At 64.4% G+C, this 17,380-nt stretch carries 16 protein-coding genes; 15 read left to right on the top strand and 1 reads right to left on the bottom strand.

Annotation, left to right across the window (positions count from 1 at the left end):
- Window positions 1–27 precede the first annotated feature (27 nt).
- The 3 genes from AC3IYG_RS20220 to AC3IYG_RS20210 are packed head-to-tail and all read left to right on the top strand — an operon-like array spanning window position 28 to window position 2,490.
- Window positions 28–1,053, top strand: coding sequence for an aminoglycoside phosphotransferase family protein (locus AC3IYG_RS20220; RefSeq protein WP_489311263.1), 1,026 nt, complete (start codon window positions 28–30; stop codon window positions 1,051–1,053).
- The gene (murU, locus tag AC3IYG_RS20215) at window positions 1,050–1,721 is read left to right on the top strand and encodes an N-acetylmuramate alpha-1-phosphate uridylyltransferase MurU (protein ID WP_489311262.1); all 672 of its coding nucleotides are present in this window, start codon (window positions 1,050–1,052) and stop codon (window positions 1,719–1,721) included. The genes AC3IYG_RS20220 and murU overlap by 4 nt, the downstream gene beginning before the upstream one ends.
- A gap of 1 nt (window position 1,722) precedes the next feature.
- Entirely contained in the window at window positions 1,723–2,490 is a 768-nt protein-coding gene (locus AC3IYG_RS20210; protein ID WP_489311261.1) for a TerB family tellurite resistance protein, read from the top strand.
- Here the strand turns inward: AC3IYG_RS20210 and AC3IYG_RS20205 are convergent.
- On the bottom strand, window positions 2,487–3,545 hold the full coding sequence (locus AC3IYG_RS20205) for an alpha/beta hydrolase family protein (protein WP_489311260.1): 1,059 nt from the start codon (window positions 3,543–3,545) through the stop codon (window positions 2,487–2,489). The two genes, AC3IYG_RS20210 and AC3IYG_RS20205, sit on opposite strands and share 4 nt — an antisense overlap.
- 187 nt (window positions 3,546–3,732) lie before the next feature.
- Here AC3IYG_RS20205 and AC3IYG_RS20200 point away from each other — a divergent pair, with 187 nt between their 5' ends.
- The 12 genes from AC3IYG_RS20200 to trpC all read left to right on the top strand — a co-directional run bounded on the left by AC3IYG_RS20200 (window position 3,733) and on the right by trpC (window position 17,328).
- Window positions 3,733–6,078: a PAS domain-containing sensor histidine kinase gene (locus tag AC3IYG_RS20200; protein ID WP_489313970.1), complete on the top strand. Its 2,346-nt coding sequence runs from the start codon at window positions 3,733–3,735 to the stop codon at window positions 6,076–6,078.
- 13 nt (window positions 6,079–6,091) lie between these two features.
- Complete coding sequence (locus AC3IYG_RS20195; RefSeq protein WP_489311259.1) at window positions 6,092–6,721, top strand: response regulator; 630 nt, start codon at window positions 6,092–6,094, stop codon at window positions 6,719–6,721.
- A 342-nt stretch (window positions 6,722–7,063) separates the two neighbouring features.
- Complete coding sequence (locus AC3IYG_RS20190) at window positions 7,064–8,176, top strand: ABC transporter ATP-binding protein (protein ID WP_489311258.1); 1,113 nt, start codon at window positions 7,064–7,066, stop codon at window positions 8,174–8,176.
- 43 nt (window positions 8,177–8,219) lie between these two features.
- A complete protein-coding gene (locus AC3IYG_RS20185) occupies window positions 8,220–9,251 on the top strand; it encodes an ABC transporter substrate-binding protein (protein ID WP_489311257.1) in 1,032 nt (343 codons plus the stop codon).
- 151 nt (window positions 9,252–9,402) lie between these two features.
- Window positions 9,403–10,650: an ABC transporter permease gene (locus AC3IYG_RS20180; RefSeq protein WP_489311256.1), complete on the top strand. Its 1,248-nt coding sequence runs from the start codon at window positions 9,403–9,405 to the stop codon at window positions 10,648–10,650.
- Window positions 10,651–10,675: 25 nt separating this feature from the next.
- Entirely contained in the window at window positions 10,676–11,506 is an 831-nt protein-coding gene (locus AC3IYG_RS20175; RefSeq protein ID WP_489311255.1) for an ABC transporter permease, read from the top strand.
- Window positions 11,507–11,625: 119 nt separating this feature from the next.
- Window positions 11,626–12,300 (top strand): ribulose-phosphate 3-epimerase, encoded by a 675-nt coding sequence (gene rpe, locus AC3IYG_RS20170; protein WP_489311254.1) that lies wholly within the window; start codon window positions 11,626–11,628, stop codon window positions 12,298–12,300.
- The gene (locus tag AC3IYG_RS20165; protein WP_489311253.1) at window positions 12,297–13,145 is read left to right on the top strand and encodes a phosphoglycolate phosphatase; all 849 of its coding nucleotides are present in this window, start codon (window positions 12,297–12,299) and stop codon (window positions 13,143–13,145) included. Before rpe ends, AC3IYG_RS20165 begins: the two co-directional genes overlap by 4 nt.
- Window positions 13,146–13,356: 211 nt before the next feature.
- Complete coding sequence (gene trpE / locus AC3IYG_RS20160) at window positions 13,357–14,844, top strand: anthranilate synthase component I (RefSeq protein ID WP_489311252.1); 1,488 nt, start codon at window positions 13,357–13,359, stop codon at window positions 14,842–14,844.
- An 11-nt stretch (window positions 14,845–14,855) separates the two neighbouring features.
- Window positions 14,856–15,449 (top strand): aminodeoxychorismate/anthranilate synthase component II, encoded by a 594-nt coding sequence (locus AC3IYG_RS20155; RefSeq protein ID WP_489311251.1) that lies wholly within the window; start codon window positions 14,856–14,858, stop codon window positions 15,447–15,449.
- Window positions 15,449–16,495, top strand: a complete 1,047-nt coding sequence (gene trpD / locus AC3IYG_RS20150) for an anthranilate phosphoribosyltransferase (protein ID WP_489311250.1) — start codon at window positions 15,449–15,451, stop codon at window positions 16,493–16,495. The genes AC3IYG_RS20155 and trpD overlap by 1 nt, the downstream gene beginning before the upstream one ends.
- Window positions 16,492–17,328 carry an indole-3-glycerol phosphate synthase TrpC gene (gene trpC / locus AC3IYG_RS20145; protein ID WP_489311249.1) on the top strand — a complete coding sequence of 279 codons (837 nt, stop codon included), beginning with the start codon at window positions 16,492–16,494 and terminating at the stop codon, window positions 17,326–17,328. Before trpD ends, trpC begins: the two co-directional genes overlap by 4 nt.
- Window positions 17,329–17,380 lie beyond the last annotated feature (52 nt).

Raw genomic sequence — 17,380 nt, 5'->3', positions numbered from 1 at the left:
CGGCTAGCGCCGTCGGAGACCCTTGTAATGCTTGATGAAGATGTACGCCTGCAACAGCTGTCTGGCTGGCTCGACCAGCATTTGCCCGCCCTGTTCATTGCCCGCGGCTGGGGCGCCGTTCCGCCCGCGACGCTGACGGCAGCCAGCAGCGATGCGAGTTTTCGCCGTTACTTTCGCTGGGAAGGCGAGGGGCGCAGTCTGATCGTCATGGATGCTCCGCCCCCCCAGGAAGATTGCCGGCCCTTCGTCAAGGTCGCCGGGATGTTGGCTGAGGCCGGAGTGAATGTGCCGCAAATCTTGGCAGCGGATCTGGAGCGGGGCTTTCTATTGCTTTCCGATCTGGGCCGGCAGACCTACCTCGAGGTGATCGACGAGCAGAACGCCGATGCCTTGTTCGCCGATGCGCTGCAGGCCTTGCTGGCATTCCAGCGCTTGCCGCTCGATGGGCAATTGCCGCATTACGACGATGCCTTGCTGCGCCGCGAGTTGCAGCTGTTTCCGGATTGGTACCTGCGCCGGCAGCTGGGCATCGAGCTGAGTGGCGAGCAACTGGCGGCCTGGCAACGGGTCTGCACGCTGTTGATCGACAGTGCCCTGGCCCAGCCCCAAGTGCTGGTGCACCGCGACTTCATGCCCCGCAACCTGATGGACAGCCAGCCCAATCCGGGGGTGCTGGATTTCCAGGATGCGGTCTACGGGCCGGTCACCTATGACGTCACCTGCCTGTTCAAGGATGCCTTCCTCAGTTGGCCGCAAGCACGGGTGCGTGGCTGGTTGACGGATTACTGGCAGCGGGCGGGTGCAGCCGGCATAGCGGTGCAGCCCGAGCTCGAGGACTTTCTGCGGGCCAGTGACCTGATGGGGGTGCAGCGCCACCTCAAGGTCATCGGCATCTTCGCGCGCATCTGCCACCGGGACGGCAAGCCGAAGTACCTCGGCGATGTGCCGCGCTTCTTCGCCTATATAGAAGCGGTGCTGGCGCGTCGGCCGGAGCTGGCCGAACTCGGTGAGCTGCTTGCCAGCCTGCCGCAGGCCGAGGTCGCACCGGCATGAAGGCGATGATCCTCGCCGCCGGCAAAGGCGAGCGCATGCGCCCCCTGACCTTGCACACGCCCAAGCCCCTGGTGCGGGTGGCGGGCGCGCCCCTGATCGAGTACCACCTGCGGGCGCTGGCGGCGGCGGGCGTGCGCGAAGTGGTGATCAACCATGCCTGGCTCGGCCAGCAGATCGAGGACCATCTGGGTGATGGCGCGCGGTTCGGCCTGAGCATCAGCTACTCGGCCGAAGGCGAACCGCTGGAGACCGGTGGGGGCATATTCCGTGCCTTGCCGTTGCTCGGCGAGGCGCCCTTTCTGGTGGTCAACGGCGATATCTGGACCGATTACGATTTCGCCGCGCTCCAGGAGCCCCGCGCGGGCTTGGCCCATCTGGTGCTAGTGGATAACCCCGCGCACCACGCGCGCGGGGATTTCTGTCTGGACGCCGGCCTGGTCAGCGATGCGCAGGAGGTTGTACCGAGCCTGACCTACAGCGGCATCGCGGTGCTCGATCCGGCGTTATTCGCGGACTGTCAGGCGGGCGCCTTCAAGTTGGCGCCGCTGCTGCGCCAGGCGATGGCGGCGGGCCAGGTCAGCGGCGAGTATTTCGCCGGCCGTTGGGTGGATGTCGGCACCCATGAGCGGCTGGCCGAAGCCGAGCGCATACTCGCGGCGCAGGGCTGAGATGCTCTGGCCCGCGACGCTATTGGGAGCGGCGGCAGGTCTGGCGTTGGCCAGCATCCCGGGTGCGCTGCTCGGCACCCTGCTCGGCCAAGTGCTGGATCGGCGCATGGGGCTGCAGGACTGGGCGAGCCTGCGTGAACGCCTGGGCGCCGCGCCCAGGCCGAGCGATGAATACCTGCTCTTTGTGTTGCTCGGCCGCCTGGCCAAGAGCGAAGGGCGGGTGTTGGAGGCGCATATCCAGTTGGCGCGGGCCGAGATGCGTCGCCTGCAACTGGATGAGGCGGGGCAGCGGCAGGCCATCGATGCCTTCAGTCGTGGCAAGGCCGGGCGCGAGGGGTTGCGTCTGCCGCTGCGCCAATTGCGCAGCCGCGACGCGCTCATTGAACCGCTGCTGCAGGCCTGCTGGAGGATGGCTTGGGCGGATGGCCGGGCGAGCGCACGCGAGCGCGAGCTGATTCTGTTATGGGGCAAGTGGCTGGGCTGGCGCGGCGATCGGGTTGCCGCGCTGGGTGTCGAATACGAGCCGCGCAAGGGGCGACTGCAGCAGAGCGCGGCGGCCTATCAGAATGCTTTGCGCTTGCTCGGTGTGACCGCCGAGAGCGAGCCGGCTGCGATCAAGCGTGCCTATCGACTGCTACTGAGCCGGCACCATCCGGACAAACTGCTCGGTGCCGGCGCCGATCCTGTGCGGGTCCGCGAAGCCACGGAAAAGACCCGCGAGTTGCACGGCGCTTACGGTTTGATTCGCGAGCGCCGGGGTTTCCGTTAGATGCCCGGCGAGGCCGGAGCGCTTTCTGCGGCAGGTGCTGCCGGGGTGGCCGGGCTGGGTTGAGCCGGCTGCGGCGCTGCGGCAATCAGGTGCAGGCTGAGCCAGCCGCGAATGCGCCGATAGAGCTGTTCCTGCTCCGTGGCGGGGTTGCCCGGCAGGGCTTTCATCGCCACTTGGATGTAGGCCGGATGTTTCTGCCGTTTGCCGGCCTGGGCGCGTTGGAGTGCAGCCGTGCGGTCGGCCGCCTGATCCTTGTAATAGAAGTCGCCGGTGGCCAGTTTCAGGCTGGGTACCAACTCTTCCAGCGCCGGGCTGAAGCCCGCCGGTATTTGCGCCGCCACCAGCAGCAGGTTCTGAATCGGCTCGGCCTGGTTTTCCGCCAGGTAGCGCGCGGCCCAGTAAGCGCCACTACCGTGGCCCAGCAGCACGATGGTCGTGGCTTTCTGTTGCTGTGCAAAGGCGATGCCGGCCTGGATGCGCGCCAGTACCCGTGCGGTATGGGCGCTGCGTTGTTCTTCGCGGACGGCACTGGGCTGGGGCGTTGCCGCCGCCGAAGTGGTGGTGACGGCCTCGGGCGCGGTTTCTGCACTGGGTTCTTGGCTGGCGGGCGCGGCGTCGCTGCTCGGTGCCGGCTCGACCGGGCGTAGCGGCGGTGCGTCGCCCTGCGGGTCGGGCAGGCTCAGGCTCAGGCTGTGCCAGCCGGCGTCCGGCAGTTTTTCGCGCAATGGGCCGATTGCCTTGGGCCAGTCGGCGCTTTCCGCATCGCCGGGAATGAGGATCACTGCACCACTCGGCTCGGCGGCATTGGCCGGCTTCCAGAGGGCGAGGAACTGCTCGTCGGCGGCGCTCAGTTGCTGTTGCTCTGCTGACGGCAGCTGTTGCTCGAGGGCGACCGCTTCCGCCTGGCTGCGTTCGTCGAGGGCGGGGCGCTCAGCGGCGTGTTCCGTGGTGGTCGCTGCGGGGGGCGGCGGATCGGCGGCCAACAGTGTCGGGGTATGGGGCAGCAAGAGCAGCAGGCACAGCGCAGGCAGTCGTGGGCGTTGCAGAGTGAGCATCGGAACAGTCCAGGCCAGAAGCGATGGCTGCAGCCTAATAGCTTGCCGGGCATTTGTCAGTCCGAGCCTTCGCCTGATCGGCCCGGGCTGGAGTAAGGTAGGGCCGTTGCGTTGGCTAACCGACCTGGGGCTGTGTGCTGTGCGCTGGATGATTCATGTACTGACTGTGTGCCTGCTGGCCTGTGCCATGCCGGTCTTGAGCGCCCCGGAGCCGACCTTCGCGACGGCGCTGGCGCTGAGTGAGCAGCAGCGCGCCTGGTTGGCGGAGCACCGGCAGTTGCGCGTCGGCGTGGTGCTGCAGGTGCCTTATGCGCAGTTCGATCGGCGCCAGCAGCAGCTCTCCGGGGTCAATGTCGAGCTGATGGGTTGGTTGGCGGCAGCGTTGCAGGTCGAGCTGATCTGGCAGCAGTATGCCGATCAGGCTGCGTTGGAGGACGCGGTGCGGGCCAAGCAGGTCGACCTGGCTCCCGGCTTGAGCCAGACCCCGGCGGGGCTGCGGCTGTGGTTGTATTCCGACCCTTATATGCGCGTGCCGCAGTTGCTCGTGGGCGTGCGCAATGGTGGCGCGGCGGTGGACCTGGAGCAGCTCGGCGCGCAAGACCCGGTCGCCGTGCGCATGCCCAGTGCGGTGGCCGATTACCTGCGCGGCACTTACGTCAATCTCAACCTGCAGGCGGTGGCCAGCGAGCGCCAGGCATTGCAGAACCTGCTCGGCCAGCAGGTCAAATATGCGGTGGTCGATGAGGCGCAGCTCAGCCGCCTGTCCCGTGAAAGCGAATTCGCCGAGCTCGCGGTGGTCGGCGATATCGGCTTGCCGCAACTCCTGCGCGTCGCCTCGCGGCGCGATTGGCCGCAGCTGTCGGGGATCATCGACAACGCGCTGCGGGTGATCTCGCCCAAGCAGATGGATCAGCTGCATGGCCGTTGGCTGCAGCTCAAGTACCCGCGGCTCGCCGAGTCGCCGGGCTTCTGGCAGAACCTCAGCGCGTTGTGCGCCGTGTTGCTGCTGGCGGCGGTGGCTTGCCTGTTCTGGTTGCGCCGCCAGGTGCGCACGCTGGAGCGCGGCTTGCTGGCGGCACGCCACGCGATCGAATTGCGCGAGGCGGCGGAAGAAGCGCTGCGCCTGACGCAATTCTCCATCGATCAGAGCACGGTCGGCATTCTCTGGGTCAACTGGGATAGCCATGTGCGCTACGCCAACCGGGCGGCGGAGCAGATGCTCGGCTACCTGCCGGGGGGCGTGGTCGATCGGCCGCTGGTCGAGTTCGAACCGAGCCTGGACATGGATCGCTGGCTGGCGCTGTGGAAGCGCGCGCGTTCCAGTGATGAGGGACCGCTGAGCTTCGAGACCAATTGTCGCCGCGCCGATGGCAGTGCGCTGCCGGCGGATGTATCGCTGAGTTTCCTGCGCTTTCGCCAGGCCGAGTACCTGGTGGTGTACATCACCGACGTCACCGAGCGTCGTCGAGCCCTGGCCGCCCTGCAGGAAAGCGAAGCGCGCCTGCAAGGCATCGCCGCCAACGTGCCTGGCCTGGTGTTTCGCCTGGAGCGCCCGCGCCCCGACGCGGCGGTGGATTTCGCTTTTATCAGCGAAGGCAGCGAAAGCCTGGTCGGCTATACCGCCAGCACGCTGCTGGCCGCGGACCGTGGCCTGCGCAGCCTGGTGCATGTGGACGACAAGGCCAGCTATCACCAGAGCCAGGACCTGGCGCTGGCCGGCGACAGCAACTGGCATTGGCAGGGCCGGATCCTGACCCGCGAAGGCGAACAACGCTGGGCGGATATCAAGGCCATCGCCCGGCGTCTGGAGGATGGGCTGGTGGTCTGGGACGGTATCGTCTGGGACATCAGCGACAACAAGCGCATCGAGCTGGAACTGGGCGAGTCGCGGGCGCAGTTGCGCGAGTTGTCGGCTCACCTGGAGAGCGTGCGCGAAGAGGAAAAAGCCCGCATCGCCCGCGAAGTGCATGACGAGTTGGGCCAAGTGTTGACCGTGCTCAAGCTGGAAACCTCGATGTGCGAGCTGGCCTATGCGGAGCTCGATCCCGGGCTGCAGGAACGCCTGAACAGCATGAAGCGCCTGATCGCCAACCTGTTCCAGCTGGTGCGCGATGTGGCCACCGCCCTGCGCCCGCCGATCCTCGACGCCGGTATCGGTTCGGCGATCGAGTGGCAGGCCCAGCGCTTCGAAGCGCGCACGCAGATTCCTTGCCTGGTGCAGGTGCCGGAGCACGTACCGGCGCTGGCGGATGCCAAGGCCATCGGCCTGTTCCGCATCCTTCAGGAGGCGCTGACCAACGTCATGCGCCATGCGCAGGCGCATACTGTCGAACTGTGCCTGGCGCTGGAGGAGGGCGCGTTGCGCCTGACGGTCAGCGATGACGGTTGTGGTTTCGTCCTCGCACCGGGCCGCTCCAGCTCCTTCGGCCTGGTCGGCATGCGTGAGCGCGTGCTGATGCTCGGCGGCAGCCTGACCCTCGACAGTCGGCTTGGCGAAGGCACCACCCTGAGCGTGCGCATCCCTCTGGACTAAAGGAGACACCGGCTTGATTCGTGTACTGGTTGCCGAAGATCACACCATCGTCCGTGAGGGCATCAAGCAGCTGATCGGCCTGGCCAAGGATCTCTGCGTGGTCGGCGAAGCCAGCAATGGCGAGCAGTTGCTCGAAGCCTTGCGGCAGATCGAGTGCGAGGTGGTGTTGCTGGATATCTCCATGCCCGGCGTCAATGGCCTGGAGGCGATTCCGCGGATTCGCGCCTTGCACAATGCGCCGGCGATTCTGGTGTTGTCGATGCACGACGAGGCGCAGATGGCGGCGCGGGCCTTGAAGGTCGGGGCGGCGGGTTACGCGACCAAGGACAGCGATCCGGCCTTGCTGCTCACGGCGATCCGCAAGGTCGCGGCAGGCGGGCGCTACATCGACCCGGAGCTGGCCGACCGGATGGTTTTCGAAGTTGGCCTGACCGATTCGCGGCCGCTGCATGCGCGGCTGTCCGAGCGCGAGTTCTCGGTGTTCGAGCGCCTGGTGCAAGGCGCCAACGTCAACGATATCGCCCAGCAACTGGCGCTCAGCAACAAGACCATCAGCACCCACAAAGCCCGCCTGATGCAGAAGTTGAACGCCAGCTCGGTGGCGGATCTGGTGCGCTATGCCATGGAGCACAAGCTGGTCTGATGCGCCAAGGCGTACTCGCGAAGCCGTACGCCAGGTCATGCCACGCAACGCAGCGCAGCGCCAGGTGGCGGGCTGTTCGCTGCGCTCCGGAGTCCGCCCTAGAGCATTCCCTGGCGCGGCTTCAGCCGCGACATATCCATTTGCGACTCCCCATTGCGTGGCGCCAGGCCCGGCTCGCGGACGCTGCCCGTCCATCCATATCTGTTCGCGCCGTGCGTGTAGGGCAATCCCTACACGCAGTCGTCCGCTGTTCTTATAGCAATCTCTCATACCCCCCGATTTGCGCTGTCTGCAGGCTTCTCTAGGCTTTAAGCACGGCATACAAAAATCAAAGGTGAGGTTATGGTCGAGACGCAAGCGAACGATGTACTGGTCAGCTTCCGTGGCGTGCAAAAGAGCTACGACGGCGAGAACCTCATCGTCAAAGACCTCAACCTGGACATTCGCAAAGGCGAATTCCTCACCCTGCTCGGGCCGTCCGGTTCCGGCAAAACCACCAGCCTGATGATGTTGGCTGGGTTCGAGACGCCCACCGCCGGGGAAATCCAGCTGGCCGGGCGCTCGATCAACAATGTGCCGCCGCACAAGCGCGACATCGGCATGGTCTTTCAGAATTACGCCTTGTTCCCGCACATGACCGTGGCGGAGAACCTGGCGTTTCCGCTGTCGGTGCGCGGCCTGAGCAAGACCGACATCAGCGAACGGGTCAAGCGCGCGCTGTCGATGGTGCAGCTCGACAGCTTCCGCAACCGCTACCCCGGCCAGCTGTCCGGCGGCCAACAGCAGCGCGTGGCGCTGGCCCGCGCGCTGGTGTTCGAGCCGCAACTGGTGCTGATGGACGAGCCGCTCGGCGCGCTGGACAAGCAGTTGCGCGAGCACATGCAGATGGAGATCAAACACCTGCACAAGCGCCTCGGCGTGACCGTGGTTTACGTCACCCACGACCAGGGCGAAGCGCTGACCATGTCCGATCGGGTGGCGGTGTTCCACCAGGGCGAGATCCAGCAGATCGCCTCTCCGCGTACCCTGTACGAAGAGCCGAAGAACACCTTCGTCGCCAACTTCATCGGCGAGAACAACCGCATCAACGGCCGCCTGCTCAGCCAGAGCGGCGAGCGCTGTGTGGTCGAGCTGGCGCGCGGTGAAAAGGTCGAGGCGCTGGCGGTCAATGTCGGCCAGATCGGCGACCCGGTGACCCTGTCGATCCGCCCGGAGCGGGTGCTGCTCAACGGCTCCAGCGAAACGTGCCGCAATCGCTTCTCCGGTCGCGTGGAGGAATTCATCTACCTGGGCGACCACGTGCGTGTGCGTCTTGAGGTGTGTGGCAAGGCCAATTTCTTCGTCAAGCAACCGATTGCCGAGCTGGATCCGGCCCTGGCGGTCGGTGACGTGGTGCCGCTCGGCTGGCAAGTCGAGCACGTCCGTGCGCTCGACCCGTTACTGGAAACCCTTTGATCGACCCGCGCTTTACCAACCCAGCACTGTGGAGAAAACAACAATGAATATCTCTGTAAAACTCACCGCCCTGGCTCTCGGGTTGGCATGCGCCGCTCAGGCCATGGCGGCCGACCTGACCGTGGTGTCCTTTGGCGGGGCGAACAAGAGCGCCCAGGTCAAAGCCTTCTACGCGCCCTGGGAGGCGGCCGGCAACGGCAAGATCATCGCCGGCGAATACAACGGTGAAATGGCCAAGGTCAAGGCCATGGTCGACACCAAGAGCGTGTCCTGGAACCTGGTCGAAGTGGAATCGCCGGAACTGGCTCGCGGTTGTGACGAAGGCCTGTTCGAAGAACTCGACCCGGCTCAGTTCGGCGATGCGGCCAATTTCGTGCCGGGCGCCATCCAGCCTTGCGGCGTGGGCTTCTTCGTCTGGTCCACGGTGCTGGCCTACAACGCCGACAAGCTGAAAAGCGCGCCGACCAGCTGGGCGGATTTCTGGGACACCGAGAAATTCCCCGGCAAGCGTGGCCTGCGTAAAGGTGCCAAATACACCCTGGAATTCGCCTTGATGGCCGACGGCGTGGCGCCGAAAGAGGTCTACACCGTACTGGCGACCAAGGAAGGCGTGGACCGTGCGTTCAAGAAGCTCGACCAGCTGAAGCCGAGCATCCAGTGGTGGGAGGCCGGCGCCCAGCCGCCGCAGTATCTCGCCTCCGGCGACGTGGTGATGAGCTCGGCCTACAACGGTCGCATCGCTGCGGTGCAGAAGGAAAGCAACCTGAAGGTGGTGTGGAACGGCGGCATCTATGACTTCGACGCCTGGGCTATCCCAAAAGGCGCGAAGGATTCGGCCGAAGCGCAGAAGTTCATCGCCTTCTCGGTCAAACCCGAGCAGCAGAAGATCTACTCGGAAAACATCGCCTACGGCCCGGCCAACAAGCAAGCCGTGCCGTTGCTGGACAAGGCGCTGTTGAAAGACATGCCGACCACGCCGGAAAACATCGAGAACCAGGTGGCCATGAACGTGACCTTCTGGGCTGACTACGGCGAGCAACTGGAGCAGCGCTTCAACTCCTGGGCGGCCAAGTAAGGCCAGTAGTCCCCTCTCCCGTTGGGGAGAGAGTTAGGGAGAGGGGGCTGTCACGCCCCCTCTCCCCCGGCCCCTCTCTCGCATGCGGGAGTGGGGAGTTCAAATGCTTTTGCTTTTGGCCGCGCCAGCGCGGCCTTTTCCGGAGTTCGCTATGGCCATCGCAGTGCCCTTGACCGAGGTCGCCGGCCCCACCCTGAAGCAACGTCTGGCGCGTGCCGAGCGGCTGAACCGCTTGAAAGCCCAGGCGCTGATTCTGCCGCTGGTGCTGTTTCTGTTGCTGATCTTCCTGGTGCCGATTGTCGCGCTGCTCTACAAAAGCGTCGGCAACAGCGAAGTGGTCGACACCTTGCCGCGCACCGTCGAGGCGGTCGCCAGCTGGGATGGCAAGGCCTTGCCTGGCGAGCCGGCCTACAAGGCGCTGAGCCTGGACCTGGCCGACGCCCGGAAGAACCAGACCCTGGGCGATCTGTCCAAACGGCTGAACATGGAATTGGCCGGCTACCGCAGCCTGATGTCGAAAACCGCTCGGGCGCTGCCGTTCAAGACCGAACCGACTTCCTATAAGGAGGCGCTGGAAGGCCTCGATGAACGCTGGGGCGACCCGGCCTATTGGCAGGCGATCCGCCGCAACACCAGTAGCGTGACTCCCTATTACCTGCTGGCGGCGGTCGATCATCGGATCGACGACCTCGGCGAACTGGCGCCGGCCACGCCGGATCAGGCGATTTACCTGGATATTTTCGCCCGCACTTTCTGGATGGGCCTGGTGATTACCGCCATCTGCCTGGTGCTGGCCTACCCGCTGGCCTATCTGCTGGCCAACCTGCCGTCGCGGCAGAGCAACCTGCTGATGATCCTGGTGCTGCTGCCATTCTGGACTTCGATCCTGGTGCGGGTGGCGGCCTGGATCGTGCTTCTGCAGTCCAGCGGTTTGATCAATGGCGTGCTGCTTGGCCTGGGGTTGATCGACAAGCCGCTGGAGCTGGTGTTCAACCGCACCGGGGTGTACATCTCGATGGTGCACATCATGCTGCCGTTCATGATCCTGCCGATCTACAGCGTGATGAAGGGCATCTCGCCGACCTACATGCGCGCGGCGATTTCCCTCGGTTGCCACCCGTTCGCCAGCTTCTGGCGGGTGTACTTCCCGCAGACCCTGGCCGGCGTCGGTGCCGGTTGCCTGTTGGTGTTCATCCTGGCGATTGGTTACTACATCACCCCGGCGCTGCTCGGCAGCCCGACCGATCAGATGGTCAGCTACTTCGTCGCGTTCTACACCAACACCAGCATCAACTGGGGCATGGCAACAGCCCTCGGTGGCCTGCTGCTCTTGGCCACCCTGGTGCTCTATGTGGTTTACAGCTGGCTGGTGGGCGCGAGCCGCCTGCGCCTGAGCTGAGCCGTCTGTCCAAGGAGAAGTCGAAATGCTCAGTCCTTACATGTCCCCCGTTGAACGCGTCTGGTTCTACACGCTGCGCATCATCAGCGGCCTGGTGTTGTTGTTCCTGATCCTGCCGGTGTTGGTGATCGTACCGCTGTCGTTCAATTCCGGCAGTTTCCTGGTCTACCCGCTGCAGGGCTTCTCGCTGCAGTGGTACCAGGACTTCTTCAACTCCGCCGAGTGGATGCGCTCGTTGAAGAACAGCATGATCGTCGCCCCGGCGGCGACCGTGCTGGCGATGGTGTTCGGCACCCTGGCGGCGATCGGCCTGACCCGCGGCGAGTTCCGGGGCAAGGCGCTGGTGATGAGTCTGGTGATTTCGCCGATGGTGGTGCCGGTGGTCATCGTCGGCGTGGCCAGTTACCTGTTCTTCGCGCCGCTGGGCCTGGGCAACAGCTACCTGTCGCTGATTTTGGTACATGCCGTGCTCGGTGTGCCGTTCGTGATCATCACCGTGTCGGCCACCTTGCAGGGCTTCAACTACAACCTGGTGCGGGCGGCCGCCAGCCTCGGCGCCTCGCCGCTGACGGCATTCTTCCGGGTGACCTTGCCGCTGATCGCACCCGGGGTGATTTCCGGCGCGCTGTTCGCCTTCGCCACCTCGTTCGATGAGGTGGTGGTGACGCTGTTCCTCGCCGGCCCCGAGCAAGCCACCTTGCCGCGGCAGATGTTCAGTGGCATCCGCGAAAACCTCAGCCCGACCATCGCCGCTGCGGCGACCTTGCTGATCGGCTTCTCCGTGGTGCTGTTGCTGACCCTGGAGTGGCTGCGCGGGCGCAGCGAGAAACTGCGTACCGCACCAAACGAGGGGTGATCGCTCTGTTGTAAGGACCTGCGACCAAAGTTGCAGGTCCTCCTCTGACACATGACAACCGCCAGATCAGCCGACTCGGCTACAATGCGCGCCACCGTGATTCTGCTCTGAGGTGCGCCATGCAGCCCTTCGCTATTGCTCCGTCGATTCTCTCCGCCGACTTCGCCCGCCTGGGCCAGGAAGTCGACAACGTCCTCGCCGCCGGCGCCGATATCGTGCATTTCGATGTCATGGACAACCATTACGTGCCCAACCTGACCATCGGCCCGATGGTTTGCGCGGCACTGCGCAAGTACGGCATCACGGCGCCGATCGACGTGCACCTGATGGTCTCGCCGGTCGACCGCATCATCGGCGACTTTATCGAGGCCGGTGCCAGCTACATCACCTTCCACCCGGAAGCCAGCGGCCATATCGACCGCTCGCTGCAGTTGATCAAGGACGGCGGCTGCAAGGCCGGCCTGGTGTTCAACCCGGCCACCTCGCTGGACAGTCTCAAGTACGTGATGGACAAGGTCGACATGATTCTGTTGATGAGCGTCAACCCGGGCTTCGGCGGGCAGACGTTCATTCCGGGCACCCTCGACAAGCTGCGCGAAGCGCGGGCATTGATCGAGGCCTCCGGCCGCGAGATCCGCCTGGAAATCGACGGTGGGGTGAACGTGAAGAACATCCGCGAAATCGCCGCCGCTGGCGCCGACACCTTTGTCGCCGGCTCCGCCATCTTCAATACCCCTGATTACGCCGCCGTGATCCAGCACATGCGCGAAGAACTGGCGCTCGCTCGCGGATGAGCGGTTTCGAGCGGGTGCTCTCCGGCCGTCTGCCGCATCTGGTGATGTTCGACCTGGACGGCACCCTGATCGACTCGGTGCCGGACCTGGCGGCCGCCATCGACCGGACACTGCTCAGCCTCGGCCGGCCGGTCGCCGGTATCGAGCGGGTGCGCAACTGGATCGGCAATGGTGCGCGGGTGTTGGTGCGCCGTGCCCTGGCTGGCGACATGCAACATGAAGCCGTGAGTGAAGCCGACACTGAGCAGGCGCTGGCTGTATTCATGGATGCCTACGCCGACAGCCATGCCCTGAGCGTGCTTTATCCCGGCGTGCGCGAAACGCTGAAATGGCTGAAGAGTCAGGGCGTCGAGATGGCGCTGATCACCAACAAGCCGGAGCGCTTCGTTGCGCCGCTGCTGGATGAAATGCGCATCGGCCGCTATTTCCGCTGGATCATTGGCGGCGATACCCTGCCGAAGCAGAAGCCTGATCCGATGGCCTTGCTGCAGGTGATGAGAATGGCCGAGGTCGGCGCGCAAAACGCGCTGTTCATCGGCGATTCGCGCAACGATGTGCTGGCCGCCAAGGCCGCTGGGGTGTCCTGCGTGGCCGTGAGTTACGGCTACAACCACGGCCGGCCCATCGCGGAGGAGTCGCCGGCGCTGGTGATCGACGATCTGCGCGAGTTGCTGCCTGGTTGCTTCGAGCCAGCCGCTGCGCTAACGTTGGCCGACACCCAATCCCCCCGCTCAAGAGACTCAATCGTGGTGGTCACCCGCAAACATTGGTTCGTCAAATCAGGGTTCGTGAAGTCCGGGATGAAAATCCTCAAGGCCTTGGCCCGCTGGCGTTGGCGCGCCTGATTCGATCCAGGCCGGTTCGCCGGTGCGTTTGCTTATTCGACCCAAACCTAATCTAAGCTCGTCGCGAGCGCAGGTCAGGCAAGGTGAAACAAGGCGAGGACACGGCGTTTACGCGTTGTAAATGAGCAGTCCGCCCCTGGTTTCAACGCCGCCTCACCCAGCACAGCAGATAGTAGATAGGTTTTTTACCCTCAAGCCACGAGGCTGATTCATGACCCGCGAAGAATTCCTGCGTTTAGCCGCTGCCGGCTATAACCGTATCCCGCTCGCCTGCGAAACCCTGGCCGATTTCGACACGCCGCTGTCGATTTATCTGAAGCTCGCCGACCAACCGAACTCCTACTTGCTCGAATCCGTCCAGGGCGGCGAGAAGTGGGGGCGTTATTCGATCATCGGCTTGCCGTGCCGCACCGTGATGCGTGTGCATGACCACCATGTCAGCGTCAGCCACGACGGTATCGAAATCGAGAGCCATGACTGCGAAGACCCGCTGGCCTTCGTCGAAACCTTCAAGGCCCGCTACAATGTGCCGACCATTGCCGGCCTGCCCCGTTTCAACGGCGGGCTGGTCGGCTACTTCGGCTATGACTGCGTGCGCTATGTCGAGAAGCGCCTGGGCAAGTGCCCGAACCCCGATCCGCTGGGCGTACCTGACATTCTGCTGATGGTCTCCGATGCCGTGGTGGTGTTCGACAACCTGGCCGGCAAGATGCACGCGATTGTGCTTGCTGACCCCGCCCAGGAACACGCCTACGAGCATGGTCTGGCGCGTCTGGAAGAGCTGCTGGAAAAACTCCGCCAGCCGATCACCCCGCGTCGCGGCCTGGACTTCACCAAGGAGTCGGGCGCCGAACCGTTGTTCCGCTCCAGCTTCACCCGTGAGGACTACGAGCGCTCGGTCGATACCATCAAGGAATACATCCTCGCCGGCGACTGCATGCAGGTGGTGCCATCGCAGCGCATGTCCATCGACTTCAAGGCGGCGCCGATCGATCTGTATCGCGCGTTGCGCTGCTTCAATCCGACGCCTTATATGTATTTCTTCAACTTCGGCGACTTCCATGTGGTCGGCTCCTCGCCCGAGGTGCTGGTGCGGGTCGAAGACAATCTGATCACCGTGCGGCCGATCGCCGGCACCCGCCCGCGTGGCGCCACCGAAGCGGCGGACCTGGCGTTGGAAGAAGACCTGCTATCCGATGACAAGGAAATCGCCGAGCACCTGATGCTGATCGACCTGGGCCGCAACGACACCGGCCGGGTTTCGGAAATCGGCTCGGTGAAACTGACCGAGAAGATGGTCATCGAGCGTTATTCCAACGTCATGCACATCGTCTCCAACGTCACCGGCCAGCTGAAAAGCGGGCTGACGGCGATGGATGCGTTGCGGGCGATTCTGCCGGCGGGCACCTTGTCCGGCGCGCCGAAGATCCGCGCGATGGAAATCATCGACGAGCTGGAGCCGGTCAAGCGCGGCGTCTATGGCGGTGCCGTGGGCTACCTGGCGTGGAACGGCAATATGGACACCGCGATTGCGATCCGCACCGCCGTGATTAAAGACGGTGAGCTGCATGTGCAGGCCGGCGGCGGCATCGTCGCCGACTCGGTGCCGGCGCTGGAGTGGGAAGAGACGCTGAACAAGCGCCGCGCGATGTTCCGTGCCGTGGCTTTAGCCGAACAAACCACCACGACCGACGCCTGAGGAGCCCTGCCATGCTGTTAATGATCGATAACTACGACTCTTTTACCTACAACGTCGTGCAATATTTCGGCGAGCTGGGTGCCGAGGTGAAGGTCATCCGCAACGACGAGCTGAGCGTTGCCGAAATCGAAGCGCTCAACCCCGAGCGCATTGTGGTCTCGCCCGGCCCTTGCACGCCGACCGAAGCCGGTGTGTCGTTGGCGGTGATCGAGCACTTCGCCGGCAAGCTGCCGATCCTCGGCGTGTGCCTGGGCCACCAGAGCATCGGCCAAGCCTTTGGCGGTGATGTGGTGCGCGCGCGCCAGGTGATGCACGGCAAGACCAGCCCGGTGCTCCATGAAAACCTCGGCGTCTTCAATGGCTTGAAAAACCCGCTGACGGTCACCCGCTACCATTCCCTGATCGTCAAGCGCGAAACCCTGCCGGACTGCCTGGAAGTGACCGCCTGGACCGCGCTGGAAGATGGCTCCGTGGACGAGATCATGGGCCTGCGGCATAAAACCTTGAACATCGAGGGGGTGCAATTCCACCCGGAATCTATCCTTTCCGAACAGGGCCACGAGTTGTTGGCCAATTTCCTCAAACAGACAGGCGGTGTGCGCTGATGGATATCAAAGGAGCCCTCAACCGGGTGGTCAGCCAGCTGAGCCTGAGCACCGAGGAAATGCAGGACGTCATGCGTGAAATCATGACCGGGCAGTGCACCGACGCGCAGATCGGTGCCTTCCTGATGGGCATGCGCATGAAGAGCGAGACCATCGACGAAATCACCGGTGCCGCCCAGGTCATGCGCGAGCTGGCCGCGCCGGTGCACATCAACGCCGAACGGCTGGTCGATACCTGCGGCACCGGTGGCGACGGCATGAACATTTTCAACGTCTCGACGGCGGCGGCCTTCGTGGTCGCGGCGGCGGGCGGCAATGTGGCCAAGCATGGCAACCGCGCGGTCTCCGGCAAGAGCGGTAGCGCCGACCTGCTCGAAGCCGCCGGGGTGTACCTGAACCTCACGCCGGATCAGGTGGCCCGTTGTGTCGAGACGGTGGGCGTCGGCTTCATGTTCGCGCCGGCCCATCACGGTGCGATGAAGCATGCGATCGGCCCGCGCCGTGAGCTGGGCCTGCGCACCCTGTTCAACATGCTCGGGCCGATGACCAACCCGGCTGCGGTAAAGCACCAGGTGATCGGCGTGTTCAGCCAGGCGCTGTGCCGGCCGATGGCCGAAGTGCTGCAGCGCCTGGGTAGCGAGCATGTGCTGGTGGTGCATGCGCAGGATGGGCTCGACGAAATCAGCCTGGCGGCGCCGACCTTCGTCGCGGAACTGCACAAGAGTGTGATCAGCGAATACCGCATCCAGCCGGAAGACTTCGACATCAAGAGCCAGAGCCTGATCGGCCTGACGGTGGAGACACCGCAAGCCTCGCTGGAGCTGATCCGCGATGCCCTCGGCCGGCGCAAGACCGAGAACGGCCAGAAAGCCGCCGAGATGATTGTCCTCAATGCCGGCGCCGCGCTCTATGCTGCGGATCACGCCAGCAGCCTGAAGGAAGGCATGCACCTGGCGCACGATGCGCTGCACACCGGGCTGGCCCGTGAAAAGCTGGAAGAGTTGGTGTCCTTGACCGCCGTATTCCGCCAGGAGAATGAAGCGTGAGCGTGCCCACCGTGTTGGAAAATATCCTCGCGCGCAAAGCCGAGGAGGTCGCTGCCCGGCGGGCGCTGGTCAGCCTGGCTGAGCTCGAGCGCGAAGCGCGCGCGGCCGATGCGCCGCGTGGTTTTGCCGCGGCCATGCTGGCTTGCGCCAAGCGTAAGGAGCCGGCGGTGATCGCCGAGGTGAAGAAGGCCTCGCCGAGCAAGGGCGTGTTGCGTGAACACTTCGTGCCGGCCGAAATCGCCAAGAGTTACGAAGCCGGCGGTGCGGCCTGCCTGTCGGTGCTGACCGACGTGGACTTCTTCCAGGGCGACGATCGTTACCTGCAGCAGGCGCGAGCGGCCTGCGGCCTGCCGGTGATCCGCAAGGACTTCATGATCGATCCGTATCAGATCGTCGAGGCGCGCGCCTTGGGCGCCGACTGCGTGCTGTTGATCGTTTCGGCGCTGGATGATGGGCGCATGGCGGAACTGGCGGCGGTGGCGAAGGCTTTTGGCCTCGATGTGCTGGTCGAGGTGCACGACGGTGCCGAGCTGGAGCGGGCACTGAAGACCCTCGACACGCCGTTGATCGGCATCAACAACCGCAACCTGCATACCTTCGAAGTCAGCCTGGAAACCACCCTCGACCTGCTGCCGCGGATTCCGCGCGAGCGTATGGTGGTGACCGAAAGCGGGATCATGAACCGTGCGGACGTTGAGCTGATGGAAATCAGCGGGGTCTACGGTTTCCTGGTCGGCGAAGCCTTCATGCGCGCGGAGAATCCTGGCGCCGAGCTGCAGCGCTTGTTCTTCCCTGAGCGCGGTCGCGTGATCGCCAGCCCGGACGTCGATTGAACGGCAAGTCGCAGGCATAAAAAAACCGGCGGGCTGCCGGTTTTTTATGCCT

The organism is Pseudomonas sp. KH_027 (genome assembly GCF_057838565.1).
This window is presented reverse-complemented; position numbering and strand designations above follow the sequence as displayed.